The 21606-nt window shown below is 71.1% G+C and carries 23 protein-coding genes and 1 pseudogene; 17 read left to right on the top strand and 7 right to left on the bottom strand.

The window, feature by feature from the left end; translation table 11 throughout:
* The first annotated feature begins 120 nt into the window (after positions 1 to 120).
* From arc to prcA, 5 genes are all read left to right on the top strand, one after another.
* Positions 121 to 1887 (top strand): proteasome ATPase, encoded by a 1767-nt coding sequence (gene arc / locus ABD901_RS24710; RefSeq protein WP_345129509.1) that lies wholly within the window; start codon positions 121 to 123, stop codon positions 1885 to 1887.
* Positions 1888 to 2062: 175 nt separating this feature from the next.
* Complete coding sequence (gene dop / locus ABD901_RS24705) at positions 2063 to 3580, top strand: depupylase/deamidase Dop (RefSeq protein WP_345129508.1); 1518 nt, start codon at positions 2063 to 2065, stop codon at positions 3578 to 3580.
* A 90-nt stretch (positions 3581 to 3670) separates the two neighbouring features.
* A complete protein-coding gene (locus tag ABD901_RS24700) occupies positions 3671 to 3886 on the top strand; it encodes a ubiquitin-like protein Pup (protein WP_345129507.1) in 216 nt (71 codons plus the stop codon).
* 143 nt (positions 3887 to 4029) lie between these two features.
* Positions 4030 to 4869 carry a proteasome subunit beta gene (gene prcB / locus ABD901_RS24695; protein WP_345129506.1) on the top strand — a complete coding sequence of 280 codons (840 nt, stop codon included), beginning with the start codon at positions 4030 to 4032 and terminating at the stop codon, positions 4867 to 4869.
* 40 nt (positions 4870 to 4909) lie between these two features.
* The gene (gene prcA / locus ABD901_RS24690) at positions 4910 to 5737 is read left to right on the top strand and encodes a proteasome subunit alpha (RefSeq protein WP_345129505.1); all 828 of its coding nucleotides are present in this window, start codon (positions 4910 to 4912) and stop codon (positions 5735 to 5737) included.
* A gap of 37 nt (positions 5738 to 5774) precedes the next feature.
* Here the strand turns inward: prcA and ABD901_RS24685 are convergent, their stop codons facing one another.
* From ABD901_RS24685 to rfbB, 4 genes are read right to left on the bottom strand one after another with little or no spacing between them, the layout of a single operon-like run.
* Complete coding sequence (locus tag ABD901_RS24685) at positions 5775 to 6476, bottom strand: glycosyltransferase family 2 protein (protein ID WP_345129504.1); 702 nt, start codon at positions 6474 to 6476, stop codon at positions 5775 to 5777.
* Positions 6463 to 6852 carry a DUF2304 domain-containing protein gene (locus ABD901_RS24680; RefSeq protein ID WP_345129503.1) on the bottom strand — a complete coding sequence of 130 codons (390 nt, stop codon included), beginning with the start codon at positions 6850 to 6852 and terminating at the stop codon, positions 6463 to 6465. The genes ABD901_RS24685 and ABD901_RS24680 overlap by 14 nt, the downstream gene beginning before the upstream one ends.
* Complete coding sequence (gene rfbD, locus ABD901_RS24675) at positions 6849 to 7706, bottom strand: dTDP-4-dehydrorhamnose reductase (protein WP_345129502.1); 858 nt, start codon at positions 7704 to 7706, stop codon at positions 6849 to 6851. Before rfbD ends, ABD901_RS24680 begins: the two co-directional genes overlap by 4 nt.
* A 1-nt stretch (position 7707) precedes the next feature.
* Positions 7708 to 8700: a dTDP-glucose 4,6-dehydratase gene (gene rfbB / locus ABD901_RS24670; protein WP_345129501.1), complete on the bottom strand. Its 993-nt coding sequence runs from the start codon at positions 8698 to 8700 to the stop codon at positions 7708 to 7710.
* An 85-nt stretch (positions 8701 to 8785) separates the two neighbouring features.
* Between rfbB and rfbA the strand changes: the two genes are divergently transcribed.
* Genes rfbA through ABD901_RS24645 form a run of 5 tightly spaced genes read left to right on the top strand, consistent with a single transcriptional unit; the run spans position 8786 to position 12528 of the window.
* Positions 8786 to 9655 carry a glucose-1-phosphate thymidylyltransferase RfbA gene (gene rfbA, locus ABD901_RS24665; protein WP_345129500.1) on the top strand — a complete coding sequence of 290 codons (870 nt, stop codon included), beginning with the start codon at positions 8786 to 8788 and terminating at the stop codon, positions 9653 to 9655.
* A 58-nt stretch (positions 9656 to 9713) separates the two neighbouring features.
* Positions 9714 to 10313: a dTDP-4-dehydrorhamnose 3,5-epimerase family protein gene (locus ABD901_RS24660; protein WP_345129499.1), complete on the top strand. Its 600-nt coding sequence runs from the start codon at positions 9714 to 9716 to the stop codon at positions 10311 to 10313.
* A 35-nt stretch (positions 10314 to 10348) separates the two neighbouring features.
* Positions 10349 to 11707, top strand: a complete 1359-nt coding sequence (gene pafA / locus ABD901_RS24655) for a Pup--protein ligase (RefSeq protein ID WP_345129498.1) — start codon at positions 10349 to 10351, stop codon at positions 11705 to 11707.
* Between the two features lie 36 nt (positions 11708 to 11743).
* On the top strand, positions 11744 to 11956 hold the full coding sequence (locus ABD901_RS24650) for a hypothetical protein (RefSeq protein WP_345129497.1): 213 nt from the start codon (positions 11744 to 11746) through the stop codon (positions 11954 to 11956).
* On the top strand, positions 11953 to 12528 hold the full coding sequence (locus ABD901_RS24645) for a hypothetical protein (RefSeq protein ID WP_345129496.1): 576 nt from the start codon (positions 11953 to 11955) through the stop codon (positions 12526 to 12528). Before ABD901_RS24650 ends, ABD901_RS24645 begins: the two co-directional genes overlap by 4 nt.
* Positions 12529 to 12545: 17 nt before the next feature.
* Here ABD901_RS24645 and ABD901_RS24640 read toward each other — a convergent pair whose 3' ends face one another.
* Positions 12546 to 13634, bottom strand: a complete 1089-nt coding sequence (locus ABD901_RS24640) for a DUF3866 family protein (RefSeq protein ID WP_345129495.1) — start codon at positions 13632 to 13634, stop codon at positions 12546 to 12548.
* Between the two features lie 104 nt (positions 13635 to 13738).
* Here ABD901_RS24640 and ABD901_RS24635 point away from each other — a divergent pair, with 104 nt between their 5' ends.
* The 6 genes from ABD901_RS24635 to ABD901_RS24610 all read left to right on the top strand — a co-directional run bounded on the left by ABD901_RS24635 (position 13739) and on the right by ABD901_RS24610 (position 18390).
* Positions 13739 to 14734: a helix-turn-helix transcriptional regulator gene (locus ABD901_RS24635; protein ID WP_345129494.1), complete on the top strand. Its 996-nt coding sequence runs from the start codon at positions 13739 to 13741 to the stop codon at positions 14732 to 14734.
* On the top strand, positions 14731 to 15678 hold the full coding sequence (locus ABD901_RS24630) for a helix-turn-helix transcriptional regulator (RefSeq protein WP_345129493.1): 948 nt from the start codon (positions 14731 to 14733) through the stop codon (positions 15676 to 15678). The genes ABD901_RS24635 and ABD901_RS24630 overlap by 4 nt, the downstream gene beginning before the upstream one ends.
* Before the next feature lie 10 nt (positions 15679 to 15688).
* The gene (locus ABD901_RS24625; protein ID WP_345129492.1) at positions 15689 to 15949 is read left to right on the top strand and encodes a hypothetical protein; all 261 of its coding nucleotides are present in this window, start codon (positions 15689 to 15691) and stop codon (positions 15947 to 15949) included.
* A 192-nt stretch (positions 15950 to 16141) separates the two neighbouring features.
* On the top strand, positions 16142 to 16408 hold the full coding sequence (gene tatA, locus ABD901_RS24620) for a Sec-independent protein translocase subunit TatA (protein WP_345129491.1): 267 nt from the start codon (positions 16142 to 16144) through the stop codon (positions 16406 to 16408).
* Between the two features lie 80 nt (positions 16409 to 16488).
* Positions 16489 to 17427: a twin-arginine translocase subunit TatC gene (gene tatC / locus ABD901_RS24615; protein ID WP_345129490.1), complete on the top strand. Its 939-nt coding sequence runs from the start codon at positions 16489 to 16491 to the stop codon at positions 17425 to 17427.
* Between the two features lie 72 nt (positions 17428 to 17499).
* Positions 17500 to 18390 carry a diacylglycerol kinase gene (locus ABD901_RS24610; RefSeq protein WP_345129489.1) on the top strand — a complete coding sequence of 297 codons (891 nt, stop codon included), beginning with the start codon at positions 17500 to 17502 and terminating at the stop codon, positions 18388 to 18390.
* Positions 18391 to 18393: 3 nt separating this feature from the next.
* Here the strand turns inward: ABD901_RS24610 and ABD901_RS24605 are convergent, their stop codons facing one another.
* Together ABD901_RS24605 and ABD901_RS24600 are read right to left on the bottom strand one after the other, a co-directional pair.
* Positions 18394 to 18768, bottom strand: coding sequence for an Hsp20 family protein (locus tag ABD901_RS24605; RefSeq protein WP_345129488.1), 375 nt, complete (start codon positions 18766 to 18768; stop codon positions 18394 to 18396).
* Between the two features lie 122 nt (positions 18769 to 18890).
* Entirely contained in the window at positions 18891 to 19631 is a 741-nt protein-coding gene (locus tag ABD901_RS24600) for an HAD family hydrolase (protein ID WP_345129487.1), read from the bottom strand.
* Between ABD901_RS24600 and ABD901_RS24595 the strand changes: the two are divergent.
* A pseudogene (locus tag ABD901_RS24595) lies at positions 19614 to 21588 on the top strand (DEAD/DEAH box helicase); the annotation flags it as partial. The gene ABD901_RS24600 and the pseudogene ABD901_RS24595 overlap by 18 nt on opposite strands.
* Between the last annotated feature and the right edge of the window lie 18 nt (positions 21589 to 21606).

Here is a 21606-nt window from a genome sequence, read left to right as displayed (position 1 = left end):
GGCCCTCTGAGCATCCCGGATTTGTAAACACCCTGTGGCGCACGTGTTCGAGGGGGCCCGAACCGGCGATCAGCAGTTAGTGTTAGAGCACAACGTTCAAAGCCCCCGGGGAGGTGGGACGTGGCACGCAGCGACGACGCGGAGACGCGCGCCGCACGATGGGAGAAGGACGCCCACGATCTCTCCACGCAGGTCGCGTTTCTTCAGGAGGAACTCGCCCTGGTGCGGCGCAAGCTGACGGAGACACCGCGACACGTGCGACAGCTCGAGGAGCGGCTCGCCGCAGCGCAGGCGCAGATTGCCCGGCTGACCGAAAACAACGAGCGGCTCGTAGCCACCCTCAAGGAGGCCCGAGCCCAGATCGTGACGCTGAAGGAGGAAGTTGACCGCCTGGCACAGCCGCCGAGCGGTTACGGAGTCTTCCTCGCCCGCCACGACGACGGCACCGTCGACGTGTTCACTGGCGGACGCAAGCTGCGCGTGGCAGTCTCCCCGGCGATCGAGACCGAGGAGCTGCGCCGAGGCCAGGAGGTTCTGCTCAACGACGCCCTCAACATCGTCGACGCGCTCGGGTTCGAGCGGGCGGGCGAGGTCGTCATGCTGAAGGAGGTCCTCGAGGGCGGCGACCGGGCTCTCGTCATATCGCACGCCGACGAGGAACGGATCGTCCACCTGGCACACACGCTCGCCGACTCGCCACTGCGCGCCGGCGACTCGCTCATGATCGAGCCGCGTTCGGCGTACGCGTACGAGCGCATCCCGAAGAGCGAGGTTGAGGAGCTGGTCCTGGAGGAGGTGCCCGACGTCGACTACCACGACATCGGCGGCCTCTCTCCGCAGATCGAGCAGATCCGCGACGCTGTGGAGCTGCCGTTCCTGCACGCCGAGCTGTTCCGGGAGCACAAGCTGCGCCCGCCGAAGGGCGTGCTGCTCTACGGGCCGCCCGGCTGCGGCAAGACCCTCATTGCCAAGGCGGTGGCCAACTCGCTGGCGAAGAAGATCGCCGAGCAGCGCGGCGAGGAGAAGCAGACCAGCTACTTCCTCAACATCAAGGGTCCCGAGCTGCTCAACAAGTATGTCGGCGAGACCGAGCGGCACATCCGGCTGATCTTCCAGCGGGCTCGTGAGAAGGCCAGCGAGGGCACTCCGGTCATCGTGTTCTTCGACGAGATGGACTCCGTGTTCCGCACCCGCGGTTCCGGCGTCTCCTCCGACGTGGAGAACACGATCGTCCCGCAGCTGCTCAGCGAGATCGACGGCGTGGAGGGGCTGGAGAACGTCATCGTCATCGGCGCGTCGAACCGGGAAGACATGATCGACCCGGCGATCCTGCGCCCGGGCCGGCTCGATGTGAAGATCAAGATCGAGCGGCCGGACGCCGAGGCGGCCAAGGACATCTTCTCGAAGTACATCCTGACCGACGTACCGCTGCACAAGGACGACGTCACCGAGCACGGTGGCTCGCCCGACGCGACGGTCGCCGCCATGATCGACGCGGTCGTGCTGCGGATGTACTCCGAGACCGAGGAGAACCGCTTCCTCGAGGTGACCTACGCCAACGGCGACAAGGAGGTCCTGTACTTCAAGGACTTCAACTCGGGCGCGATGATCCAGAACATCGTCGACCGGGCCAAGAAGATGGCGATCAAGGACTTCCTGAGCAGCGGCCAGAAGGGTGTGCGCCTGCAGCACCTGCTGGACTCCTGCGTCGACGAGTTCCGCGAGAACGAGGACCTGCCCAACACCACCAACCCCGACGACTGGGCCCGCATCTCCGGCAAGAAGGGCGAGCGGATCGTGTACATCCGCACGCTCGTCTCCGGCGGCAAGGGCGCCGAGGCCGGCCGTTCGATCGAGACGGCGACCAACACCGGCCAATATCTGTAACGAATTGCACACCACGTGAGCGGGCGGCGACCGGAGGGTCGCCGCCCGCTTCCGTTGCGGCGACGCCGAGTAGACACGAAACGACACCGGGTACACATGCAACAAGGCGGCGGCGCGCAGAAACAGCCCGCCCGGTGTGGGCCGGGTCGGCATCCATACGGCTAGGGTTGTGGGCATGAGTGTGCGGCGCGTGATGGGCACCGAGGTCGAGTACGGCGTGTCCGTGCCCGGACAGCCGGGTGCAAACCCCATGGTCACGTCCTCCCAGGTGGTCAACGCCTACGGGGCGCGGCCCGAACTCACCAAGGGCGGGCGAGCCCGCTGGGACTACGAAGAGGAGTCGCCGCTGCGCGACGCCCGCGGGTTCACCTACTCGGGTGCCCTCTACGACCCCGCCGAAGCGCTGGCCGACGAGGATCTCGGGCTGGCCAACGTGATACTGACCAACGGCGCGCGCCTCTACGTCGACCACGCCCACCCCGAGTACTCCACGCCCGAGGTGACCAACCCGCGCGACATCGTGCTGTGGGACAAGGCGGGCGAGCGGGTGATGGCCGAGGCGTCCCGGCGCGCGGCGACGATCCCGGGCACGCTGCCGATCCACCTGTACAAGAACAACACCGACAACAAGGGTGCCAGCTACGGCGCGCACGAGAACTACCTCATGCGCCGCCAGACGCCGTTCGCCGACATCGTCATGCACCTCACCCCGTTCTTCGTCACCCGGCAGATCTTCTGCGGCGCCGGGCGGGTCGGCATCGGCCAGGACGGGTCGGGCCCAGGCTTCCAGATCTCCCAGCGCGCCGACTTCTTCGAGGTCGAGGTCGGGCTCGAGACCACGCTGAAGCGGCCCATCATCAACACCCGCGACGAGCCGCACGCCGACGCGGACAAGTACCGCCGCCTGCACGTCATCATCGGCGACGCGAACCTGTCGGAGATCTCGACGTACCTCAAGGTGGGCACGACGTCGCTGATCCTGGCCATGATCGAGGAGAAGGTGCTGTCGGGCGACCTGGGCATCGCCGACCCGGTCACCGAGCTCAAGTCGGTCAGCCACGACCCGTCGCTCAAGCACCTGATCCGCATGCGCGACGGGCGGCGCCTGTCGGCCCTGGACATCCAGTGGGCGTTCTACGAGCGGGCCCGGGCCTTCGTGGAGGACCGCGAGGGCGCCGACACCGACGAGATCACCCTCGACGTGCTCGACCGGTGGGAGGACGCGCTGGACAAGCTCGGGCGCGACCCGATGCTGTGCGCCGGCGAGCTGGACTGGGTGGCCAAGCTGCGGCTGCTCGAGGGCTACCGCGAGCGGGAGTCGCTGGGCTGGTCGTCGCACAAGCTGCAGCTCGTCGACCTGCAGTATTCCGACGTGCGCCCGGAGAAGGGCCTCTACCAGCGGCTGGTCGCGCGCGGCTCGATGGCGACGCTGTTCACCGAGGAGGAGGTTCAGCGCGCGATCGTCGAGCCGCCGGACGACACCCGCGCCTACTTCCGCGGCCGCTGCCTGGCCAAGTACCCCGACGAGGTGGTGGCGGCCAGCTGGGACTCGGTCATCTTCGACGTGGGCCGCGAGTCGCTCGTGCGGGTGCCGATGATGGAGCCCGAGCGAGGGACGAAGAAACACGTCGGCGCGCTGTTCGACAAGTGCCCGAGTGCGAAGGATCTGCTGGAGGCGATCACTTCCGGGTAGCCTTGGACAGCGATCCGTGGTCCCCGCGCACGCGGGGACGATCCGTTCGATGCAGCGGTTCGTTGGTGGTCCCCCCGAGGAGGATGAAGCATGGCTACGAGGGATACGGGCGGGCAGTCCCAGTCCGGCAAATCGCGGCGCGACGAGGAAGAGGACGTCGCAGCGCCCGAGGTCAACCCGGAGACGGCCGAGCGGGTCGAGCAGCTTGGCGAGGACGTCGACGACCTCCTCGACGAGATCGACTCCGTGCTCGAGGAGAACGCCGAAGAATTCGTCCGCGGATACGTGCAGAAGGGCGGCGAGTAGCCGCATGCAGGACAGGCCGCCCGTCCGGTTCCCGGGCGGGCGGCCTGTTCGCCCACAGCGTGGTGGCGCGCCGCTGCGCGGCCGTTCCGCGGCGTATTGTTGGCCCACGCAAGTCGATCACGACACACGAAGGAGGAGCTCCGTTGCCGACGGGTCTTGACCACTCAGGGCGCCTGCCCGCCGCGTATCACGCCGCCGGGACCTCGTCGTTCAGCGAGTTCCTCGGCAACGTGGCCCCGGAGCTGCTCCCGGGACGACGGCCCCTGCCGCCGGGCATGGCGGCCGACGTGAGCGCCCACGCCACCACGATCGTCGCGATCATCTGCGCCGACGGCGTCCTCATGGGCGGCGACCGGCGCGCCACGATGGGCAACCTCATCGCGCAGCGCGACATCGAGAAGGTCTTCGCCGCCGACGCCTACTCGCTCGTCGGCATGGCCGGCACCGCGGGCTTCGGCCTGGAGATGATGCGGCTGTTCCAGGTCGAGCTGGAGCACTACGAGAAGATCGAGAGCAGCATGCTCTCGCTCGAGGGCAAGGCCAACCGCCTGGCCAGCATGGTGCGCAACAACCTCGGCGCCGCGATGCAGGGCCTGGCGGTGGTGCCCCTGTTCGCCGGCTTCGACCTCGACGCCAAGAGCGTGGACAAGGCCGGGCGGATCTTCAGCTTCGACGTCGCCGGCGGCGTGTACGAAGAGCGCGGCTACGACTCGATCGGCTCCGGCTCGCTGTTCGCCAAGTCCTCGCTCAAGAAGCGCTACCGCCCGGGCGTGACCACCGACGAGGCGGTGAAGCTCGCCATCGAGGCGCTCTACGACGCCGCCGACGACGACACCGCGACCGGCGGTCCCGACCTGCTGCGGGGCATCTTCCCGGTCATCATGACCGCCACGGTGGAGGGCACCCGGCGCCTCAGCGACGACGAGACCCGCGCCGTCGCCGAGCAGATCATCGCCGAGCGCACCGAGAACCCCGGTTCCTGACCTACTCGACCAACGACCAGCAGAAGGAGAACTCGCCGCCGTGGCCATGCAGTTCTACGCCTCGCCCGAGCAGATCATGCGGGACCGCTCGGAATACGCGCGCAAGGGCATCGCCCGTGGTCGCAGTGTCGTGGTGCTCAGCTACGAGGGCGGCGTGCTGTTCGTCGCCGAGAACCTGTCGACCGCGCTGCACAAGGTCAGCGAGATCTACGACCGGATCGGCTTCGCCGCCGTCGGGCGCTACCCGGAGTTCGAGAACCTGCGCTCCGCGGGCGTGCGCCTCGCCGACCTGCACGGGTACTCCTACGGCCGCCGCGACGTGACCGGCCGGCAGATCGCCAACGCCTACGCGCGCACCCTCGGCGCCATCTTCACCCAGGAGCAGAAGCCCTACGAGGTGGAGATCTGCGTCGCCGAGGCGGGCGCGACGGCCGCGGACGACGAGCTGTACCGGATCACCTACGACGGCTCCGTGCAGGACGAGCCCGGCCTGGTCACCATGGGCGGGCAGTCCGACACCATCTCCGGTGCCGTGAAAACCCGCCTGCGGCCCGACCAGACGCTCGCTGAGGCCCTGAAGCTCGCGGTGGAGGGTTTGGCCAGCGTCGGCGGCGAGAGCGGCCAGCCGCGCAAGCTGGCGGCCAACCAGCTGGAGGTCGCGGTCCTGGACCGCGCCCGCCCGGGGCGCACGTTCCGCCGGCTCACCGGCCTCGCGCTCACCGCGATCCTCGAGGACGCCGCCGCAGCCAAGATCGAGGACGTCGAGGAGGGTCTCGAGGACAAGCCGCAGCCCCCGGCGTCGTCCAGCACCCCCGCGGACAACGCCTCCGGGGGTACCGAAGAGGACGACTCGGCGGACACCGAGTGAGGCGAAGGGCCGGGGCGCAAACCCCGGCCCTCACCGTTTATGCCCGGATGATCGCCAGGAGCAGCACGATGAACGCGCGGCCCAGGTAGATCGACGCCTTCACCGGCGAGTTGCTCGGCGTGCCCGCCATCCGCGGGCGCATCGCCACCGGGATCTGGGTGATCTTGTACCCGTTGCGGGCCACGCGGACCAGCACCTCGATGGTGTCGCCGAGGTACTCCGCCGGATACCAGTTCGCGAAGAACTCGATCAGCCGCCGGTTGCACGCCCGGTGCCCCGACGTGGTGTCGGTCAGCTTCGTGCGCGACAGCCGCGACAGCACCGTCGACAGCATCCGCATCGCCCACTTGCGCGGGCCCTTGACGCTGTAGCCGCCCTCGCCGGCGAACCGGGCGCCGATGACCAGGTCGTGCTCGTCGAGGGCGTCCACGAGCTTCGGGATGTACCGCGGGTCGTGCTGGCCGTCGGCGTCCACCTGGATCGCCACGTCGAAGCCGTGGTCGCGGGCGTAGCGGTAGCCGGTGCGCATCGCGCCGCCGACGCCGAGGTTGAACGGCAGCCGGGCCACGACCGCACCGGCCTCGGCGGCCCTGGCGGCGGTGTCGTCGGTCGATCCGTCGTCGACCACGATGATGCCGACCGACGGCAGCTCGCCGCGCACCTCGCGGACCACGTCCGCGATCGACTCGGCCTCGTTCCAGGCCGGGATGATGATGAGGACGCGCTTACCGTTGATCATCGGCCATCTCCCCGGCGTCGGGCGCCGTCGCGTCCTGCGGTCGGGGCCGGCCCAGCTCGCTGCGCAGCAGCGCCAGGTCCTCGGCCAGGGTGCGGGTCTCCTCCTCCAACCGGCTGACCTCCCAGCTCAGGTGCACCGTCACGAGCAGCAGGAACACGATGCCGAGGAACAGCACCAGGCTCACGCCGGAGGCGATGCCGAGCAGGTCGGCGAGGTTGTCGGTGAGGAACGGCATGAACGCCAGTGGCACGATCAGGACGCTGACCGCGAGCCACAGGACGGCGTACTTCTCCTGCAGCTGCCGGCGGCGCAGCAACTCGACCATGAACGCCAGGACGGCGAGCGCGGTCAGCCCGGTGACGATGGTCAGCTTCACGCGGCTCCTCCCGAGGGCGTGACGGCCAGCATGTCGTGCAGCATGGCACGCCACGGCCGCATCGGCGCCAGCCCGGCCGCCGTCCAGCGGTCGTGGCCGAGCACACTGTAGGACGGTCGGGGCGCCGGGCGAGCGTACGCCGCGGCGGTGGTGCGCCGAACCCGGGCCGGGTCGTGGCCCGTCTCGGCGAAGACCGCCTCGGCCAGCCCGTGCCAGGACGTCTGGCCGGAGGCGGTGCCGTGGTACACCCCAGCGGGCGCGCCACTGCCGGCCAGGGCCACTAGGCGCTCGGCCAGGTCGCGCGACCACGTCGGCTGCCCGACCTGGTCGTCGACGACCTCGACGTAGTCGCGCTCGGCGGCCAGGCGCAGCATCGTGCGCACGAAGTTCTTCCCGGTCGTGCCGTAGAGCCACGCGGTGCGCACCACGTAGCCGGTGTCCGGCAGCGTGCCGAGCACGGCCCGCTCGCCGGCGAGCTTGCTGCGGCCGTACGCGTTGATCGGTGCGGTCGGCGCGTCCTCGGCGTAGGGCTCGGTGGCGTCGCCGGGGAAGACGTAGTCGGTGGAGACGTGCACCAGGCGCGCACCCGTCGCGGCGCAGGCGGCGGCGAGCACCGACACCGCGGTACCGTTGACGGCCGTTGCGCCCTGTTCGTCCGTTTCGGCGCCGTCGACGTCGGTCCAGGCGGCGGCGTTGAGGACCACGTCGTGGCCCTCGACCAGGTCGCGGACCTTCGCGGCGTCCGTGATGTCCAGCTCTGCCCGGGTCGCGGCCGTGACGTCCCGGCCGTCCAGGGTGAGCAGCAGGTCGCGGCCGAGCATGCCGCCGGCACCGGTCACCAGATAGCGGGTCATGTCACCCGCCCAGCGCGGCGCGGGCCTTGAGCGGCTCCCACCAGGCACGGTTGTCCTGGTACCAGGCGACCGTGGTGGCGATGCCGTCGGCGAACGTGACCTGCGGGGTGTAGCCGAGCTCGTTGCTGATCTTGTCGATGCTCAGCGAGTACCGCCGGTCGTGGCCCTTGCGGTCCTCGACGTAGCGCACCGAGGAGTCCCACTCGCGGCCGGTCGCGGCGAGCAGGGTCTCGGTGAGCTCCCGGTTGGTCAGCTCGCGGCCGCCGCCGATGTTGTAGACCTCGCCGGCGCGGCCCTTCTCCAGCGCCAGCTGGATGCCGGCGCAGTGGTCGGACACGTGCAGCCAGTCGCGGATGTTGCCGCCGTCGCCGTACAGCGGCACGGTCCCGCCGTCGATGAGGTTGGTGACGAACAGCGGGATGACCTTCTCGGGGAACTGATAGTGCCCGTAGTTGTTCGAGCAGCGGGTCACCACCACCTCCATGCCGTGCGTGCGGTGGTAGGCGAGCGCGAGCAGGTCGGAGCCGGCCTTCGACGCCGAGTACGGCGAGTTCGGCGACAGCGGCCACTCCTCGGTCCACGACCCTTCCTGGATCGAGCCGTACACCTCGTCGGTCGACACGTGCAGGAAGCGCCCGACGCCGGCCGCGCGGGCCGCGTCCAGCAGCACCTGGGTGCCCAGCACGTTGGTCGTCACGAACGGCCCCGCGCCCAGGATCGAGCGGTCCACGTGCGACTCGGCGGCGAAGTGCACGACCGCGTCGTGGCCGGGCATCAGCTCGCCGACGAGCGCGGCGTCGCAGATGTCGCCCTCCACGAACGTCAACGCCGGGTCACCGGCCACCGGCGCGAGGTTCGCGCGGTTACCCGAATAGGTGAGTTTGTCGAGCACGGTCACGGCCGCACCGGCGTACGCGGGATAGCCGCCGCTGAGTAAGGTGCGCACGTAGTGCGAGCCGATGAAACCGGCGCCGCCGGTGACGAGGATTCTCACGGGACCGGAAGTCTAGTCCAACACACCGGCCGGGTTGCCAAGGGGCGAGTCGACCGCGGCCGTGTACAGCCCGTAGGGTGGCCGGGTGCGTGGCATCATCCTCGCCGGTGGGACCGGCTCGCGTCTGTGGCCCCTGACCAAGGCCGTGTCGAAGCAGCTGATGCCCGTCTTCGACAAACCCATGATCTACTACCCGCTCACCACCCTGGTGATGGCGGGCATCCACGAGATCCTGGTGATCACCACGCCGGAGGACCAGGAGCCGTTCCGGCGGCTGCTCGGCGACGGCTCACAGTGGGGCCTGCAGATCAGCTACGCCGCGCAGCCGCGCCCCGAGGGCCTGGCGCAGGCGTTCGTCATCGGCGCCGACTTCATCGGCGAGGACAGCGTCGCGCTGGTCCTCGGCGACAACATCTTCCACGGCGCCGCGCTCGGCCAGCGCCTCTCCGACAACGCCGACGTCAAGGGCGGGCGGGTCTTCGCCTACCCCGTGGCCAACCCGCAGGACTACGGCGTCGTGGAGTTCGCGCCCGACGGCCGGGTGCTGTCCATCGAGGAGAAGCCGGCCACGCCCAAGAGCCGCTACGCGGTCCCCGGCCTGTACTTCTACGACAACCGCGTCGTGCAGATCGCCCGCAACCTCAAGCCCAGCGACCGCGGCGAGCTGGAGATCACCGCCGTCAACGCCGCCTACCTCGAGCGCGACGAGCTGCACGTGGTGGTGCTGGACCGGGGCACGGCGTGGCTGGACACGGGTACGTTCAACACGATGGTGCAGGCGGCCGAGTTCGTCCGGGTCATCGAGGAGCGGCAGGGCCTCAAGATCGGCTGCGTGGAAGAGGTCTGCTGGCGGGCCGGGCTCATCACCGACGAGCAGCTCGCGGACCTCGCCGAACCGCTGCGCAAGAGCGGATACGGCGAGTACCTGCTCCATCTGCTCGACTGGAAGAACTGAGCGGGCGTACGGACAACCGCACCCGCCAAACACGACCGACACGCGACGGAGCCAGCACGTGAAGATCCGACAGCTCTCGATCGGCGGCGCCTGGGAGATCAGCCCCGTGCTGCACGGGGACCCCCGCGGCCTGTTCACGGAGTTCTACCGCTTCGACCACCTGGCCGCCGAGGTCGGCCACCCGCTGCGGCTCGCGCAGGGCAACCTGTCCGTGTCCGCCCGCGGTGTCGTGCGCGGCATCCACTTCGCCGACGTGCCGCCCGGCCAGGCCAAGTACGTCATGTGCACGCGCGGCGCCGTGCTCGACGTCATCGTGGACATCCGCGTCGGATCCCCGACATTCGGCCGGTGGGAGGGCGTTCAGCTCGACGACGTCGACCGGCGGGCGGTGTACCTGTCCGAGGGCCTCGGGCACGGGTTCTGCGCGCTCACCGACGACGCGACACTGACGTACCTGTGCTCGGAGACGTACAACCCGACGGGCGAGCACGGCATCCACCCGCTGGACCCCGACCTCGGCATCGCATGGCCGGCCGCAGACCCGACGTTGTCGGCCCGCGACGCCGGCTCGCCCACCCTCGCGGAGCTGCGCGACGCGGGGCGGCTGCCGGACTACACCACCTGCCAGGGCTATACGGAAAGTCTCCGCTCCCAATAGGTTCGAATCCGGTCCCAGGCGGCTAATGTCTGTACATGGACCGGCGAATTTTCGGCCTTGAGACCGAATACGGGGTCACGTGCACCTACCGGGGGCAGCGCCGCCTCTCCCCGGACGAGGTCGCCCGCTATCTGTTCCGGCGCGTTGTGTCGTGGGGCCGTTCCAGCAACGTCTTCCTGCGCAACGGCGCGCGCCTCTACCTGGATGTGGGCTCCCACCCGGAATACGCAACGCCCGAGTGTGACTCCGTGCCCGACCTGGTCGTCCACGACCGGGCCGGCGAGCGGATCCTCGAAGGACTGCTGGTCGACGCCGAGCGCCGCCTGCACGACGAGGGGATCGCGGGCGAGATCTACCTGTTCAAGAACAACACCGACTCCGCCGGCAACTCCTACGGCTGCCACGAGAACTACCTGGTCAGCCGGCACGGCGAGTTCGGGCGCCTGGCCGACATCCTGATCCCGTTCCTGGTCACCCGCCAGCTCATCTGCGGCGCCGGCAAGGTGCTGCAGACCCCGCGCGGCGCCGTCTACTGCCTCTCGCAGCGCGCCGAGCACATCTGGGAGGGCGTCTCGTCCGCCACCACCCGGTCCCGCCCGATCATCAACACCCGCGACGAGCCGCACGCCGACGCCGAGCGGTATCGCCGCCTGCACGTCATCGTCGGCGACTCGAACATGAACGAGGTCACCACGCTGCTCAAGGTCGGCACCGCCGACATCGTGCTGCGCATGATCGAGGCCGGCGTGGCGATGCGCGACCTGTCGCTGGAGAATCCGATCCGCGCCATCCGCGAGGTCTCGCACGACGTCACCGGCCGCCGCCGGGTGCGTCTGGCCAGCGGCAAGGAGATCTCGGCGCTGGAGATCCAGCAGGAGTACTTCGACAAGGCCACCGAGTTCCTGGACCGCCGCGGCGCTGACGCGCCCACCAAGCGGGTCATGGACCTGTGGGGCCGCGTCCTCAACGCCGTCGACACCGGCAACCACAAGGAGGTCGAGCGCGAGGTCGACTGGGTCACCAAGCTCGGGCTCATCGAGCGGTACCAGGCCAAGCACGACCTGCCGCTGTCGCACCCGCGCGTGGCGCAGATGGACCTCGCCTACCACGACCTGCGCCGCGGCCGGGGCCTCTACGGGCTGCTGGAGAAGCGGGGCAGCGTCGACCGCGTCGCCACCGACCTGGAGATCTTCGAGGCGAAGGAGACCCCGCCGCAGACGACCCGGGCCCGGCTGCGCGGCGAGTTCATCCGCCACGCACAGGAGCGCCGCCGCGACTTCACCGTCGACTGGGTGCACCTGAAGCTCAACGACCAGGCGCAGCGCACCGTGCTGTGCAAGGACCCGTTCCGCGCCTACGACGAGCGGGTCGATCGGCTCATCGCGAGCATGTGACGGACAAGGCTAACGGGGGTTAGGCTGGCGCGCGCTATGGATGAGATGCCCGACCAGCCGCCCCCGAAGCTCCACGCCGGCTTCAATCCCGACCGCCCGGCCAAGAGCCGGCAGGGCCGCCGCCTGCAGCGCATCCGGGAGGAGATCGAGCGCAACCGGACCGAGGGGCCGAAGTACCCGACGTGGCTGCTCGCCCTCGTCCTCGTCGCCATCGTCGCGGCCTTCGTCCTGATCGTGATCTACGCGTGAGGCGCGCCCTGGCCGTCCTGGTGGCGGCGCTCGCCCTGGCGGGCTGCACCGACGACGGCCCGAAGCGCAGCGCGCTGCCCGCCGTCTCGCCCGGCGGCCAGGTGTCGCACCAGCCGCTGCCGTCGCCGACCCGCCCGCCCGTCGTCAACTCCGACGGCTGCCAGGGCCTCATCAGCGCCGCCCAGGTCAAGCAGGCCACCGGCCTGCCGGTCGAGGTGAGCCAGGGCGACGGCGCCGCGGCCGTTGCGCAGTACGGCCAGGCGGTGCAGAGCATCGGCCTGAACGCGCACGCCCGCACCTGCCCGTTCGGCAGCGCGGCCGGCGACCAGGTGACGGTCGTGGCACTCACGTTCGCCGACGCGGGCCAGGCGCAGAAGCTGTGGTCGACGATCGCCTCGCTGGAGGCGGTGGGCGGGGTCGGCGAGGCGGCGCTGAGCGACAAGTCCAAGACGATGCTGGCGCGGCGCGGGAAGGCGATCGTCGCCGTCTACATGGTGAACGCGGCCGCACCGGACGCCGACCACCTGGGCCAGCTCCGCTCGCTGGCGAACACGGCCCTGTCCAAGGCCTGACCGTCGGATATGTCCCGTCACGCAGTGGCGGACATATCCGCGGCACACCGGCCCGCGGCGGCCGCGGACAGGAAGTAGGCCGAGTCCTGCTCGAAGGTCCGGCCCATCGTCGACAGCTTCACCGGCAGGTCGGCCAGGGCGGCGCCCAGGTCCGCGGACGGGACCTCGACCAACGTGTGCGGCGGGCAGAGGGCGGCGAGGGCCTCGCGAACCGCGGAGGACAGGGCGGGGGACAGGTCCGAGGGCATCACGAGCGACGCCGGGGCCAGGGCGACCCGGCCGAAGGCGGTCAGGCTGTGGTGCGAGACGCCGCGGTGGCGCGGGCGCGGGTCGGCGTCGGAGATGCGCGGTGCCGCGACCGGCCGGCCGCCCAGAGCCGCCACCGCGTTCACCGCCTCGCCGGCCGCGACGCCGGAGAAGCCCCAGCTCGTGCCCGTGCCGAGGTTGCCGGGGCCCTGCGTGACGATCGCCAGGTCGGCGTGCAGGCCGTGCCGGGCGGCGAGCAGGCCGCTGTGCACGTTCGTCGACTCGAGGTCGCCGCCGAAGGCCTGGCCCGTCGTGACCGTGCCCGCGAGGAGGGGGCGCAGGCCGTCGAGGGTGCGCGAGAACCAGGCGGGCAGGGCGCCGCCGTCGGTCATGACGTACGCGATGCGGGCGCCGGGGCGGGCCGCCAGCGCGCCGGCGACGACCGCGGGCAGAGCCGAGTGCAGGTCGGCGACGACCACCGGCATGCCGTCCAGGGACACGGCGCCGGCGAGGGCGCCGCGCAGGGGGGAGGCCTCCTCGTCGGCGGCGAGGACGATGGCCTGCAGCGGGGTGTACCGGGCCTTGACCACGTGGCCGGGGGCCTCGACGTCCTCGGGCAGGCGGTCGGGGACGGCCACGACCAGCGCGTAGCCGCCGGTGCCGAGGCCCAGGGCGAGCGCGTTGAGGTTGAGCAGCACCCGGTCGCCGGGGCGGGGCGCGCCCACCAGCGCGGGATAGGCCAGGGCGCGGACCGACGGGGGGTCCGACGGGTGGCGGGCGTCGACGGTCACGTCGAGCTCCAGGCTGCCGCGCCACTCGCGGCGGGCGGCGACGACGGTACCCCAGCGCCAGCGGATCACGGCACACACCGTAACGCAACGACCCTGCGCGCATCCGCGGTGACCGTCGGTGGCCTACCGCGTGGGCGACGCAGAACAGGCGTTCGGGCTGGTAGGTTCGCTGCGTGTCGCGGACCCGAACCGAGCGCCTGGTCAATCTGGTGATCTGCCTGCTCGCTACGCGCCGCTTCCTGACCGCCGAGCAGATCGCCGCGATCGTGCCGGGCTACGAGCACGATCCCAACGACGAGCGCGACCACGAAGCGTTCCAGCGCAAGTTCGAGCGGGACAAATCGGAGCTGCGCGAGCTCGGCGTGCCGCTGGAGATGGGCACCGCCAGCATCTTCGACAACGAGCAGGGCTACCGGATCGCGCGGCGCGAGTATGCGCTGCCCGACATCCCCCTGGCGCCGGACGAGGCGGCGGCGGTCGGGATCGCGGCGCGGCTGTGGCAGCAGACCGGGCTCGCCGCGGCCGCATCGTCGGGGCTGGCGAAGCTGCGCGCCGGCGGCATCGACGTCGACCCGCACGCCACGCTCGGCGTCGAGGCCGTGGTGACCGTCGACCCGGCGTTCGAGCCGCTGACGGCTGCGGTGCGCGACCGGCAGGCGGTGACCTTCTCCTACGAGGTGCCCGAGCGCGACGCCGCCGGGGTGCGGCGGCTGCAGCCTTGGGGCGTGGTGTGCTGGCGCGGCCGTTGGTATGTGGTGGGGCACGACCTCGAGCGCGACGCCGAGCGCTGCTTCCGGCTGTCGCGGATCGTCAGCGGGGTGCGCCGCATCGGCCGCCGCGGTGCCTACGAGCCGCCGCCGAAGGTCGACCTGATCGGCTACGTCGCCCGCTCCAGCGGCCCGATCGAGCGCACCGGCCGGGCGACCGTGCTGGCCCGGCCGGGCCGGGCGGCGGGCGTGCGGCGCTGGGCGGAGAGCTGCGTGAGCACCCCCGACGGCGACCGGCTCACCCTGAGCTACGGCGACGCCGACCAGTTCGCCGCCTGGCTGGTGGGCTACGGCGCCGACGTGGTCGCGCTCGACCCGCCCGAGGTCCGGGAGCGCATCGTGCGCCGGCTGCAGGCGGTCGCCGCGGCGTATGAGAGCCGGGGGATCGGGGTGCCGGCGTGACGAACTCCGCGGACCGGCTCGGGCGCCTGCTCAACCTGGTGCCCTACCTGCAGGCGCGCCCCGGCGTCACCATCGCCGAGGCCGCCGCCGACCAGGGGATCACCGACCGGCAGCTGCGCGAGGATCTCGAGCTGCTGTGGCTGTGCGGGCTGCCGGGCTACGGGCCGGGCGACCTCATCGACATGGCGTTCGTCGGCGACAGCGTCACCCTGACGTATGACGCGGGGATCGACCGGCCGCTGCGTCTCACGCCCGACGAGGCCCTCGCGCTCATCGTCGCGCTGCGGATGCTGGCCGAGACGCCCGGCGTCACCGCCGGCGACGGCGTCCACCGGGCCCTGGCCAAGATCGAGCACGCGGCCGGCGACCTGGCCGACGCGCCGGTCGCGGTCCGCCTGCCCGGCAACACCGACCGGCTCGAGGAGCTGCGCGGCGCCGTCGACCGCCGCCACGCGCTGCGCATCACCTACTACACGGCCACCCGGGACGAGACGAGCGAGCGCGTCGTCGACCCGATGCGCGTGCTCGTCGTGGGCCGGTGGGCCTACCTGGAGGCGTGGTGCCGGCGCGCCCAGGCGGTGCGGCTGTTCCGCATCGACCGCATCGACGCCTCCGCCGAGCTCGACGAGCCGGCGCAGGTGCCGCAGCAGGCCCGGCCGACCGACACGCGCACCGGCAGCCTGTTCACCCCGACGCCCGACCTGCCGCTGGTCACGCTGCGGGTCGGCCGGGGCGCGCGATGGATCACCGAGCAGTATCCGTGCGAGGAGGTCGTGCGCGGCGCCGGAGAGCACTGGACGGTGTCGCTGCGCGCCTCCGACCTCGACTGGGCCCGCCGGTTCGTCCTCGGCCTCGGCGCCGAGGTCACCGTGCTGGCCCCCGCGCAACTCGCCGAAGCGGTCGCCGCCGAGGCACACGCGGCGCTGGCCGCCTACGTGCACTAAGGTCGATCACGTGCTGTGGTGGATCTCGGGCGGAATCGTCGTCATCGCGCTGATCGTCCTGATCGGCGTCGCCCTGAGCGTCATGGGCCGGCTGCGCGAGTTCGACAACGCCGCCCGCGCGATGCAGGCGCGCCTGACCGACGGCCAGCGGCGGGTCGAGCCGCGCCTGGCGGCGTTGCAGCAGACGGTCGAGACGATGTTGCCGCAGCTGGAGGCCATGCAGGAGCAGGCGCAGCAGCGCGCGCTCGCCAAGCAGGCCGAGAACAGTTAACAATCCTGGCGGATCATCCGGGCAAATTACACCTTTGTCCGGACGGGTGGTTGACGATCGGGCGCGCCACCGTCAACACTCGTCAAGACTTCAGCGGCCGGACTCCATCCCGCTAACCCCCGGCCTCTGCCCTCACCCTGCGATGGTCAGTACGATGGGTGCGGCAGCTCGAATACAGTGAGGTGGCTTCACATGGGTGCAGTAAGGCCGTGGCACATCATCGTCCTGGTGGTGGTGCTGATCCTGCTGTTCGGCGCCAAGCGCCTGCCTGACGCGGCGCGCGCTCTGGGCCGTTCGATGCGGATCATCAAGGCCGAGACGAAGGGCCTCGCGGACGACGACGTCGACGCCAAGGCCGAGGCGCAGACGGGCCGGCAGCCGCTCAGCGGCCAGATCGCCGACAACCAGGCTTCGCCGAAGCCGCAGGTGGACCCGGTCGATCACGCACGCGAGCGCTGAGGCGCGCTCGGGTCGTGAGCATCCTCGCACGGCGGCGTGACAGGCAGCCGTCGAACTTCCAGCGCGCCGCAGATGGCTCCATGACCCTCTTGGAGCATCTGCGGGAGCTGCGCACCAGGCTTTTCCGGGCGTCGATCGCGATCGTCCTGGGCATGATCGTCGGGTACCTGCTGTCCAAGCACATCCTGTCGCTCCTGCAGGAGCCGTACTGCAACATCGCGATCAACAAAGCGATGGCCGCCAACAACGGCGTGCTGCCGCCGGGCTACCGGTGCGAGTTCGTGGCGCTCAAGGTCACCGACCCGCTGCTGCTGACGCTGAAGATCTCGCTGTGGACGGGCCTGATCGTCTCGTCGCCGTTCTGGATGTACCAGCTGTGGGCGTTCGTCGCCCCCGGCCTGCACCGCAACGAGCGCCGGTGGGCCTACGTGTTCGCCGGCCTTGCCGCGCCGCTGTTCGCGGGCGGCGCGGTGCTCGCGTTCATCGTGGTCTCCAAGGGCCTGGAGTTCCTGATCAGCTTCATCAACCCGAATACGTCGATCATGCTCGAGGCGATGGCGTACGTCGACTTCGTCACCGGCATGATGCTCGTGTTCGGCGTGGCGTTCGAGTTCCCGCTCGGCATCATGCTCGCCAACATCGCCGGCATCGCCACGGGCAAGCGCCTGCTGGGCTGGTGGCGGATCGCGGTCTTCATCTTCTTCGTCTTCGCCGCCGTCGCCACGCCGACCGCCGACCCGTTCGGCATGACGTTCCTGGCGCTGTGCATGTCCCTGCTGTACTTCGGTGCGGTGGCCTTCGCGCTCGTCAACGACAGGCGCCGGGGCCGCAACCGCCCGTCGTATGCGAACATCGACGACGACGAGATCTCCTCGCTGGACGACTACGACGTCGAGCCGGTCGAGGCCGCAAGCCCGATCGACGGCTACGACCCGGTCGACGCCCCGACGCCGGTCTCGGCGCCGACGGCCGTCGACGCACCGCAGCCGCTCGACCGTCGCTACGACGACATCACGTAGGCGGACGAACACGTGAAATCAGCGCCCCGGCGGCCGTAGGCCCCGGGGCGCTGAACGTTTACAGTCTGCGCCGTGAACATCGCGTTACTCGCCAACCCCACCGCCGGCAAGGGCCGGCGCGCGGCGCTGCTGCCCGCGGTCGTGCAGCGGCTCGGGGCCGACGGGGCCGCGGTCGCGGTCCTGTCCGGGGGTACCGCCGCGGAAACACGCGACAAGGCACGGCAGGCGGTCGCGGACGGGTGCGACGCGCTCGTGGCCATGGGCGGCGACGGCACCGTCCACCTCGGGCTGCAGGCGGTGGCCGGCACCGGGGTGGCGTTCGGGATCGTGCCCGCCGGGACCGGCAACGACTTCGCGGTGCGCCTCGGGCTGCCGCTCTCGCCCGTCGCCGCGGCCGGCGTCATCGCCGACGCGCTGCGCGACGGGACCAGCCGGGCGATCGACCTGGCGCGCGTGGAGGGCGCCGACGGGACCCGCGCCTGGTTCGGCGCGGTGCTCGCCGCCGGGTTCGACGCGTTCGTCAACGAGCGGGCCAACCGCATCCGGTGGCCGCGGGGGCCGCAGCGGTACAACCGCGCGATCGTGGAGGAGCTCGCCACGCTGCGCCCGCGGCGGTACCGCATGAGCCTCGACGGCGCCGCCACCGAGTTCGACTCCGTTCTGGTGGCGATCGGCAACACGGAGAGCTACGGCGGCGGCTTCCGGATCGTGCCGGGCGCCGACCCCACTGACGGTCTGCTCGACGTCGTCGTCGCCGAGCCGCTGGGCCGGCTGACCCTGATGCGGCTGCGGCCGAAGGTGCTCAAGGGCACCCACGTGCACGACCGCCGGGTCAGCACGCACCGCGCCCGGACGATCGAGCTGGCCGGCGACGGCGTCACCGCCTATGCGGACGGGGAGCGGATCTGCCCGCTCCCCGTGACCGTCAGCTGCGTGCCCGGCGCCCTGAAGCTGCTCGGCTGAGCGTCACGCCGCGTTGCGGATGCGGACCTTCACGCCGTTGGCGGTCGGCTCGGTCGACACGTCGGACTGCTCGACGTCGCCCGGCACCGAGAACGAGCGGCTGAACGAGCTCGAGCTCGACGACGACGACGAGTAGTGCCCGCCGGCGACGTCGCGGCTCTGCGAGGTACTGCCGCCGCTCTGGCCCTTGATCGTCAGGCGGCCGCCGGAGACCTGGACGTCGACGGCGGACGCGTCGATGCCCTCGACGGTGATGAGCAGGTCGTCGCCGTCGGTGGCGGTGTGCACCGACGCACCGTGTGCGTGGTGTGCGGCGCCGGCCATGTCCTCCTGGAGTCGGGCCAGCGCGTTCGAGGGATCCCAGCGGTTCAAGGGCATGGCGTACCTCCGCAGTCAAGAAAAGGGCTCGGATGCACTGTGGTCGCGGGGGAGCGGCGCGACAAGCGCAGAGCCGGTGTTGCGACACTGTTTCCCGCGGCGGGGCGTTTTGACACCTGCCGCTACAGCAGCCGCAGGATGCCGCCGAGCCCGTGAACCTTGCCCGGTTCACTCTCCGGGAGGACGAGGACGCTGCAGCCGGCCGCCGCCGCGCCCGCGTCCGCGGGGGTGTCGCCGACCATGAGCGCCCGCTCCGGGTCGACCCGCAGGGCCGCGCAGGCCCGCCAGAAGATGGCCGGGTCGGGCTTGGTGCGCCCGACCTCGTAGGAGAGCACGAACTCGTCGACGAGGTCGGCGAAGCCCAGGTCGGCGGCGAGGGCCCGCAGGTCGAAGCCGATGTTGCTGACCACGGCGACGGGGACGCCGGCGGCGCGCAGGGCCCGCAGCGTCGGCACGGTGTCGGCGTACAGCTCCCAGCCGTCGGCCAGCAGCAGCCGGTCGTAGAGGTGCCCGGCCAGCTCCTCGTCGACGGTGGCGGCCAGGCCCGTGTAGCTGGCGCGGTGCGCGTCCACGGACAGGTCCCGGTCGGCCCACACCTCGGCGAGGTGCGCGGGCACCCGGTGCGGCCTGGGGCCACCGGCCCGGCCCGCGGTGGTGAGCCGGTCGGCGAGGACGGTCGCGCGGGGCCGCTGCAGCTCGCGCCCGGCGCTCTGCGCCGCCAGCATCACCCAGCGGACCGCGTCCTCCACCTGCGCCAGCGTCCCGTGGAAGTCCAGCAGCACCGCCTCGATCGGTCGTCGGGAAGTGAGTGAGTCATCGCTTTCCGGCACGCCAGCACGATACCTATGAGCGGATCCGGGCATGCTTCGCCTAGCCTTGGGAGCGTGAGCGGTAACGAGGACGTTGAGTTGAGCCCCGCAGACCGCTACCAGGCGGCCCGAGAGCGCGCCGAGGGACCGGGCCTCGTCGAGTTCACCGACGGGTTGGAGTTCGCCCTGGACCCGTTCCAGGCCGAGGCGTGCGCGGCCCTGGAGCGCGGCACGGGCGTGCTGGTCTGCGCGCCCACCGGTGCGGGCAAGACCGTGGTCGGCGAGTTCGCGGTGCACCTGGCACTGCGCCAGGGTCGCAAGTGCTTCTACACGACGCCGATCAAGGCGCTGTCCAACCAGAAGTACAACGACCTGGTCCAGCGCCACGGCGCCGAGCGGGTGGGCCTGCTCACCGGCGACAACGCGATCAACGGCGACGCGCCCGTGGTGGTGATGACCACCGAGGTGCTGCGCAACATGCTCTACGCGGGCTCGGCGACCCTGCACGGCCTGTCCTACGTCGTCATGGACGAGGTGCACTACCTCGCCGACCGCTTCCGCGGCGCCGTCTGGGAAGAGGTGATCATCCACCTGCCCGAGTCGGTGACCCTGGTGTCGCTGTCGGCGACCGTCTCCAACGCCGAGGAGTTCGCCGACTGGCTCGTCACCGTGCGCGGCGAGACGTCGGTCGTGGTGAGCGAGCACCGGCCCGTGCCGCTGTGGCAGCACATGCTCGTCGGCAAGCGGATGTTCGACCTGTTCCACGACGCCGAGGCCGCCCAGAAGCACGACGTGCACCCGGAGCTGCTGCGCTACCACCGCGAGATGCTGCGCCGCGTCGAGCTCGCCGGCGGCGACCTGCGCCGCGGCAAGCGGGGCCGCTGGACCGGCCCGCACCGCGCGGAGATCGTCGAGCGGCTCGACCGCGAGGGCCTGCTGCCCGCGATCCAGTTCATCTTCAGCCGGGCAGGCTGCGACGCCGCCGTCCAGCAGTGCCTCGCCGCCGGCCTGCGCCTCACCGGCCCCGACGAGCGCGCCGAGATCCGCAGCATCGTCGAGGAGCGCACCCGGCACATCCCGAACGAGGACCTGCAGGTGCTCGGCTACTGGGAGTGGCTCGACGGCCTCGAGCGGGGCCTCGCCGCGCACCACGCCGGCATGCTGCCCGCGTTCAAGGAGGTCGTCGAGGAGCTCTTCGTGCGCGGCCTGGTCAAGGCCGTCTTCGCCACCGAGACCCTGGCCCTGGGCATCAACATGCCGGCCCGCTGCGTCGTGCTCGAGCGCCTGGTCAAGTACAACGGCGAGGCGCACGTCGACCTGACTCCTGGCGAGTACACCCAGCTCACCGGCCGCGCCGGCCGCCGCGGCATCGACGTCGAGGGCCACGCCGTCGTCGTCTGGGCCCCCGAGGTCGACCCGCGCCACGTCGCCGGCCTGGCCTCCACCCGCACCTACCCGCTCAAGTCGAGCTTCCGGCCCTCGTACAACATGGCCGTCAACCTCGTCGGCAGCGTCGGCTTCGCCGAGGCCCGCGAGCTGCTGGAGAGCTCCTTCGCCCAGTTCCAGGCCGACCGCTCGGTCGTGGGCCTGGCCCGGCAGGTGCAGCGCAACACCGAGACCATGGCCACCTACGCCGGGGAGATGGCCTGCCACCTCGGCGACTTCGCCGAGTACTTCGCGATCCGGGTCGCCATCGCCGACCGTGAGAAGGCAATCGCCCGCCAGGGCGTGCAGCAGCGCCGCGCGGCCGCCCTGGAGTCCCTGGAGCGCCTGCGCTCCGGCGACGTCATCCGGGTCCCCGCCGGGCGCCGCTCGGGCCTGGCGATCGTCATCGACCCCGGCACCGGCGGCTTCGGCGAGCCCCGCCCGCTCGTGCTCACCGAGGACCGTTGGGCCGGGCGCATCTCCGGCGCCGACTTCACCACCCCCGTCGAGGCGATCGGCCGGGTCCGCGTGCCGCGGCAGTTCAACTACCGCTCCGCGCAGGACCGCCGCGACCTCGCCGCGCAGCTGCGCCGCATGGAGATCG

The organism is Dactylosporangium darangshiense, from assembly GCF_039537565.1.
In the GTDB taxonomy this organism is placed as follows: domain Bacteria; phylum Actinomycetota; class Actinomycetes; order Mycobacteriales; family Micromonosporaceae; genus Dactylosporangium; species Dactylosporangium darangshiense.
This window is presented reverse-complemented; position numbering and strand designations above follow the sequence as displayed.

Bases quoted from the DNA above. Each gene is read 5' to 3' on its own strand.
- ABD901_RS24650 (WP_345129497.1), top strand. From the start codon at position 11,744: ATGGATGAGATGCCCGACCAGCCGCCCCCGAAGCTCCACGCCGGCTTC.
- tatA (WP_345129491.1), top strand. From the start codon at position 16,142: ATGGGTGCAGTAAGGCCGTGGCACATCATCGTCCTGGTGGTGGTGCTG.
- ABD901_RS24685 (WP_345129504.1), bottom strand. From the start codon at position 6,476: ATGATCAACGGTAAGCGCGTCCTCATCATCATCCCGGCCTGGAACGAG.
- ABD901_RS24605 (WP_345129488.1), bottom strand. From the start codon at position 18,768: ATGCCCTTGAACCGCTGGGATCCCTCGAACGCGCTGGCCCGACTCCAG.
- ABD901_RS24700 (WP_345129507.1), top strand. From the start codon at position 3,671: ATGGCTACGAGGGATACGGGCGGGCAGTCCCAGTCCGGCAAATCGCGG.
- dop (WP_345129508.1), top strand. From the start codon at position 2,063: ATGAGTGTGCGGCGCGTGATGGGCACCGAGGTCGAGTACGGCGTGTCC.
- ABD901_RS24600 (WP_345129487.1), bottom strand. From the start codon at position 19,631: ATGCCCGGATCCGCTCATAGGTATCGTGCTGGCGTGCCGGAAAGCGAT.
- rfbD (WP_345129502.1), bottom strand. From the start codon at position 7,706: ATGACCCGCTATCTGGTGACCGGTGCCGGCGGCATGCTCGGCCGCGAC.
- tatC (WP_345129490.1), top strand. From the start codon at position 16,489: ATGACCCTCTTGGAGCATCTGCGGGAGCTGCGCACCAGGCTTTTCCGG.
- pafA (WP_345129498.1), top strand. From the start codon at position 10,349: ATGGACCGGCGAATTTTCGGCCTTGAGACCGAATACGGGGTCACGTGC.